This is a genomic window from Dapis hubbardiae BLCC-M172 (genome assembly GCF_050016015.1).
GTDB lineage: Bacteria > Cyanobacteriota > Cyanobacteriia > Cyanobacteriales > Microcoleaceae > Trichodesmium.
The window spans coordinates 3,935-9,780 of sequence record NZ_JBNHEQ010000023.1 but is presented as its reverse complement, the minus strand read 5'-3'; the positions used below and the strand labels follow the sequence as shown (position 1 = coordinate 9,780).

At 34.0% G+C, this 5,846-nt stretch carries 5 protein-coding genes and 1 pseudogene; 5 read left to right on the top strand and 1 reads right to left on the bottom strand.

Features of this window, described 5'->3' with window-relative positions; translation table 11 throughout:
• The 4 genes and pseudogenes from ACP6PK_RS03215 to tsaE all read left to right on the top strand — a co-directional run.
• Positions 1-199: pseudogene (locus ACP6PK_RS03215) on the top strand (hypothetical protein); the annotation flags it as partial.
• 749 nt (positions 200-948) lie between these two features.
• Positions 949-2,331, top strand: coding sequence for a gluconeogenesis factor YvcK family protein (locus tag ACP6PK_RS03210; protein ID WP_426557702.1), 1,383 nt, complete (start codon positions 949-951; stop codon positions 2,329-2,331).
• Between the two features lie 201 nt (positions 2,332-2,532).
• Positions 2,533-3,759 (top strand): RNA-guided endonuclease InsQ/TnpB family protein, encoded by a 1,227-nt coding sequence (locus ACP6PK_RS03205; protein ID WP_426557700.1) that lies wholly within the window; start codon positions 2,533-2,535, stop codon positions 3,757-3,759.
• Positions 3,760-4,467: 708 nt separating this feature from the next.
• Positions 4,468-4,965: a tRNA (adenosine(37)-N6)-threonylcarbamoyltransferase complex ATPase subunit type 1 TsaE gene (gene tsaE / locus ACP6PK_RS03200; protein WP_426557698.1), complete on the top strand. Its 498-nt coding sequence runs from the start codon at positions 4,468-4,470 to the stop codon at positions 4,963-4,965.
• 90 nt (positions 4,966-5,055) lie between these two features.
• On the opposite strand, the gene ACP6PK_RS03195 is transcribed toward tsaE, so the two are convergent.
• Positions 5,056-5,181: a hypothetical protein gene (locus ACP6PK_RS03195; protein ID WP_426557696.1), complete on the bottom strand. Its 126-nt coding sequence runs from the start codon at positions 5,179-5,181 to the stop codon at positions 5,056-5,058.
• A gap of 306 nt (positions 5,182-5,487) precedes the next feature.
• On the opposite strand from ACP6PK_RS03195, the gene ACP6PK_RS03190 reads away from it, so the two are divergent.
• On the top strand, positions 5,488-5,667 hold the full coding sequence (locus tag ACP6PK_RS03190) for a hypothetical protein (RefSeq protein WP_426557694.1): 180 nt from the start codon (positions 5,488-5,490) through the stop codon (positions 5,665-5,667).
• The last annotated feature ends 179 nt before the right edge of the window (positions 5,668-5,846 follow it).

The window sequence follows — 5,846 nt, the reverse complement described above, 5'->3', positions numbered from 1 at the left end:
GGAGATGGGGAGATGGGGAGATGGGGAGATGGGGAGATGGGGAGATGGGGAGATGGGGTGTATTAGATATCTCCCACTCATCCCATCATCAAATCAATTATTACCCATTTTTTCTCAATTACTTCTCCAGATTACCTATTTTATGGAGATACCTTCAGGAGTTATACCATTTCTCAAAAACTTTTCTAGATTTGATTGAAGTAGGGGAGTAGGGGAGTGGGGGAGGTAGGGACGTTTCACTGCGTGACATGTTTGCGGAGCATTCCGGAACGGAAAACGCATTTTTGCCTGTGCAACGTCCGTACAAACAAGAATAATTAATGCACTCATAGTGCTCAAACTCACAAAAAAGTAATTAAACTAAGGTAATTACTTAATAACTGAAGTGTTATTCAAGGTCTTGCGTTACTTTTAGGAATTGGCATTATATAGAAGCCATTTGGTATCTTGGTAAAGTTGCGAGTTTTTGGATCAGGAGTCAGGAGATTAAGAAATAAAATAGGGGAAAAAGGTAGAATAAGCGGCCCCCATCTCCCCACACTTCCCACACTCCCCACCCCCATCATGTATAAAAAAATAAATACCTTCAGGGGTTCTATAGAGAAGGTAGTCGAAAGAATATTCACAGGACTTAAACAGAACTACTATATATAGAGTAAAAAAACTATAACGTTATAGTTTTGAAAACTATATACATGGTTTGTGCTTAATTCCTAATTCAGAAGGATGTCGCAAATAGTTTCAAACTCTAAATATCAAATAATTACCTGAAACTATTGTCTTGTCAAAGTTTTTCTTAGATCAAATCGCGGCTTCTGAATTCAGTGAAACAGTATTATCCCCAAACAATTTGGTTCTGAAGCGCCATAATATTACCAGAATTCTTTTTATGTAGATACTATTTTTATAAAAATTTATCTTTAAAATTCAGCTAAGGCTAAAATTATTATGTCAACTGGTTTACTCAAGAAAACTCTACGCATCTTTCTCAAAAGCAACTTTTCCATTGCAAAACGTCAAAGGGGTAACTCTCGGATACTTAGCCAATGGTTTAAATGGTTAGCTCCAGGACTATTTGTCAAACGGTGGTTACTTTTAAGTGCTGCTGGCGTACTACTAAGTAGTTTAGGACTGGCAATATGGACGGGAATGACTCCTATTTTTTATACCCTACAAATACTTAGGGAATTTTTGGGGTGGGTTACAACAATACTCCCTAACTATATTTCTGGTCCTCTAGTTATCCTTGCTGGCTTACTATTTATCTTTTTAGGACAAAATCGCAGCTTAAATACTATTACCCAAGTGTTAATGCCAGAGGGAGATGAAGAATTGGTAGATAGGTTACTCACCCATCGACGATTAAATAAAGGTCCCAAAATTGTAGCCATTGGTGGGGGTACTGGCCTTTCCACTTTATTACGGGGTCTCAAGGGTTATAGTGCTAATATTACTGCTATTGTTACAGTGGCTGATGATGGTGGGTCTTCTGGTAGGTTGCGCCGAGAGATAGGGGTACTGCCACCAGGAGATATTCGGAATTGTTTGGCCGCTTTGGCTAATGAGGAAAAGTTATTAACAGAATTATTTCAATATCGGTTCCGCGCTGGTGATGGTTTGACTGGGCATAGTTTTGGCAACCTATTTCTTACAGCAATGAGTGAGGTGACTGGAGATTTAGAAAGAGCTGTTGCTGCTAGTTCAAAGGTTTTGGCTGTGCAGGGTCAGGTTTTGCCTGCTACTTTGACTGATGTTAACCTTTGGGCAGAATTGGCAGATGGGCGACATATTGAGGGGGAGTCTAATATTACTGAAGCAGGAGGTAAAATTATCAAAATAGGTTGTACTCCTGAAAATCCTCCTGCTTTGCCTAAAGTTTTACAAGCCATAGAAGAAGCTGACTATATTATTATCGGTCCTGGGAGTTTATATACTAGCGTTATTCCTAATTTATTAGTATCTGAAATTGCTGAGGCAATTGCTTCTAGAAATATTCCGAGTATTTATGTTTGTAATATTATGACTCAGCCTGGAGAAACTACTGGATATACTGTGGCTGACCATATTCGTGCTATTGATGTTGCTTGTAGTAAACGATTATTTGATACTGTTTTAGTTCAGGGAAAAAGTCCTTCGGCACAAGCATTAATTAAGTATGCTCAAGAAGATTCTCATCCGGTTTTTCTTGACAGAGAAGCAGTTAAAAATTTGGGGCGGAAAATTATTTTAACTAATGTGATGTATGAGGATGAACAAACTGGTTTGGTTCGCCACGATCCGATGATGTTGGCACAGGTTTTATTACAGTGGTATAATAAAAGTTATACATAAATATAGTCATATATAGTCAAGTAACGTCAAATATCTTCGTTGATTTATACAAGCATAGCTACTAAATATTTGACAAAATTTAATAACTCCAAGGCCAAAGGTTTAATAGTATCATGAAATTGGCAGTTGAGTTTCAGACTAAATAATCAGAACAATTCCGCGCGTCCTCGAATCCTAATATAATTTTAACAAGAATGATTTATGAGATTAGTTGAGAAACATATTATTCAGAACAATCATCGGTTTTATGCTGAAATTGACCGACTTTGTTTCTTGTCTAAAAATCTCTATAACTATGCTAATTATTTAGTTCGTCAATCTTGGATATTTGAAAAGACAAATATCTCCTATTATGACTTGCAAAAAACACTCTCTACTCAAGTAGACTATCAAGCAATGCCAGCTAAAGTATCTCAACAAATCTTGATGATACTAGATAGAAACTGGAAAAGCTTTTTAGCAGCGAACGAAATTTATAAACAGAATCCATCAAAGTTTAAATCTCGTCCACGTCTTCCTAGATATAAAAATAAAATAACGGGAAGAAATATTGTAGTTTATACAACACAAGCCATCAGCAAGAAGCAACTTAAACAAGGAATTATTAATCCGAGTAAAACAGGAATTTATCTAAAAACATTAGTAAATACTTCACAAATTAAACAAGTTCGTCTCGTCCCTAGACTTAACCATTATGTAATTGAGGTGATTTATGAAGCGACTAAAAAGCAATACGAGTTAGATAAAAATCGTTATGCCAGTATTGATATAGGATTAAACAATTTAGCTACATTAAGTTTTAATCAAGCCGGAATCAAACCGCTCTTGATAAATGGCAGACCGTTAAAATCTATAAATCAATACTATAATAAAGTTAAAAGCTTCCTACAATCTCAACTCCGGAAAAATCAATCAAGTCTGAGACTGAAAAAGCTTTGTAATAAAAGAGAATTTAAAATCAATGATTATCTGCATAAAGCATCTCGTTTGATTATTAATACCCTAATTAATCAGAAAATAGGAACTATGATAATAGGGCATAATGAGGACTGGAAACAGAAGATAAATTTAGGGAAAAGAAATAATCAAAATTTTGTATCTGTTCCCTATAATAAGTTAATTGAAATGTTATCTTATAAAGCCAAGATGGTAGGGATAAATGTGATTATTACAGAAGAATCTTATACCTCCGCATCAAGTTTTATAGATAATGATTTGATTCCTGTATACAAGAAAGGTGAGAAAAATCAAGTCACCTTTTCTGGAAAAAGAATAAAAAGAGGCTTGTATCGTACCGCCAGCAAAAGATTAATCAATGCTGATGTCAACGGTTCTCTAAATATAATGAGAAAAGCAGTCCCAAATGTCTTTGACTATGGGATAGAGGGTGTTGTAGTTCACCCAGTCAGGATAACACCTGCAAAATAAGGATATGTCATATTTGACCATATTTTTATGAACTATAGTAGGATTTAAAAGGAAGAAGGAAGAGGCAAGAAGGAAGGAGAAAGGAGAAAGAAAGAAAGTAGATGAGTCTATAGATCAATACAGTTCAGTTAAGGTTTTTTTGGCAGTTCTGTAATCTCAAGATCTACTTTCATTAATTGATAATGGATAATGGATAAGAGATTGTTTGTAAAGGAAAGATAAAAATGAGATAGGGAACAGGGAATAGGGAATAGGGAATAGGGAGGAAGAAATCAACACAACCATTTCTCAGTTCAAAATCTAGGAATATATTTACCTAATATCTCTCTATCTACTGGACTTCAAAGAATTGAAGTATTACCAATTTTGGATTTTAGTAATTATTCCTTCTCTTAATACTTATTTTACAAACAGTCTCTAATGGATAATGGATAATGGATAATGGATAATGGATAATGGATAATTGATAATTGATAATTGATAATTACCTCTTCTATAATATAGCATTTCCTAAGCTAGTGAGGTACAGATATTAATAATTAAATGTTGGCAGTGCGGGCATCTTGCCCGCGTGGGTGTACCTCACGCTTAGTGAAATCCGCTATAGAAGGATTGGCTAAAATAATTTTTTTTTCTTTTTTATCTATGAATGGAGAGGCTTTATATCTTAATTTCTCAGTACCTGATAACTGATAACTGATAACTGAAATGAAGCGTCAAGAAGTTTTTTTGTCATTAGAAAATGCAACAGCTACTTACAATCTTGGTAAAAGTTTGGGGAAATTTTTACCTGCTGGTAGTGTGATTTTATTGGAGGGAAATTTAGGTAGTGGTAAGACTACTTTAGTTCAAGGTATTGGGGCAGGTTTGGGGATAACTGAAACAATTGATAGCCCTACATTTACTTTAATTAATGAATATTTTTCTGGCAACATTCCTCTTTATCATTTTGATTTATATCGTTTAGAAAGTTCAGAAATTGAAGCTTTAAATTTAGAGATTTATTGGGAAGGTTTGGAAGTACCTTTGGGTATTGTCGCAATTGAATGGGCTGAGAAGTTGGTTTATTATCCTCCTAATTTTTTGCGAGTTTGTTTGAGTTTTTCTAATTTAGGAAATACTGTTGAACAAACGCTTCTTGGACGACACACTAAATTGATTTCTATTGGTAAGTTTGATTTTGATTTGGATAAACTTTCTTATTAAAGTATACTGATAAAATTGTCAAAAAATTGACTAGACAAAATTATGACTAATTTACTCAATGTTTGTTTCTGAAATATACACTTTAATAAATCATACTTTTTCTCTAATTATGGCTTCCTGATTAATCTTCAAAGCTTTGATATATAAAGCATTTAGCTTTTTTTTGTCGTAAAAAGTACGAGCTTTTCGGTCGCTCAAGTTCATGCTTGTTAGCATTTTTAGCAAACAAGGTAAGAAAAATCAAAAAGCAATTCTTTATCGTACTTCCTCTATAATTCCGATTTATTCTGACTCCTGACTTCTGACTCCTACCCCTACTCTAAAGACTTTTATGCAGTTAATCACAGAACAAAAAAACGTTTTTGCACTTATGATGCAGAAACAAGGTGTTTTTTGGTTAATTTAAGGCAGGTATTTTTTGTATTTGTAGAATTATTTAGCCATACAGTTTCAAGGAATATTTTTAAAGCTACACATCCTTATCTAACAAACTCCAATAATTTTGGAGTAACGGTAAAAAAATTGACAAATATTCCTACTTTAATAGAATCATTGGATTTAGATTTGCCACCTGCTTATACGGAAACACACAAAATTAGAAAGGAGGCAGAAAAAATTAGAATAGATTATCTTTTAAAAGTTTGCAATAATCTCAAAATATTACCCGATGACTTCAGACTCAATGAAAAACTTGTCTGGTAAAAATAAGCGATTTTAATCTCTTTTCTTCCTTTGGCAATGCTGTTTTAATTTTTGGTTAATAGACTGTATTTGGAGTTATGAAATAAACAACTTGTCTGAATTTTATTTTATTCATTTACTGAAGCTCCAGTAGGTGGATGATGAAATTTTTCTCTTCTATTGCGTATAGAGCAATAGTA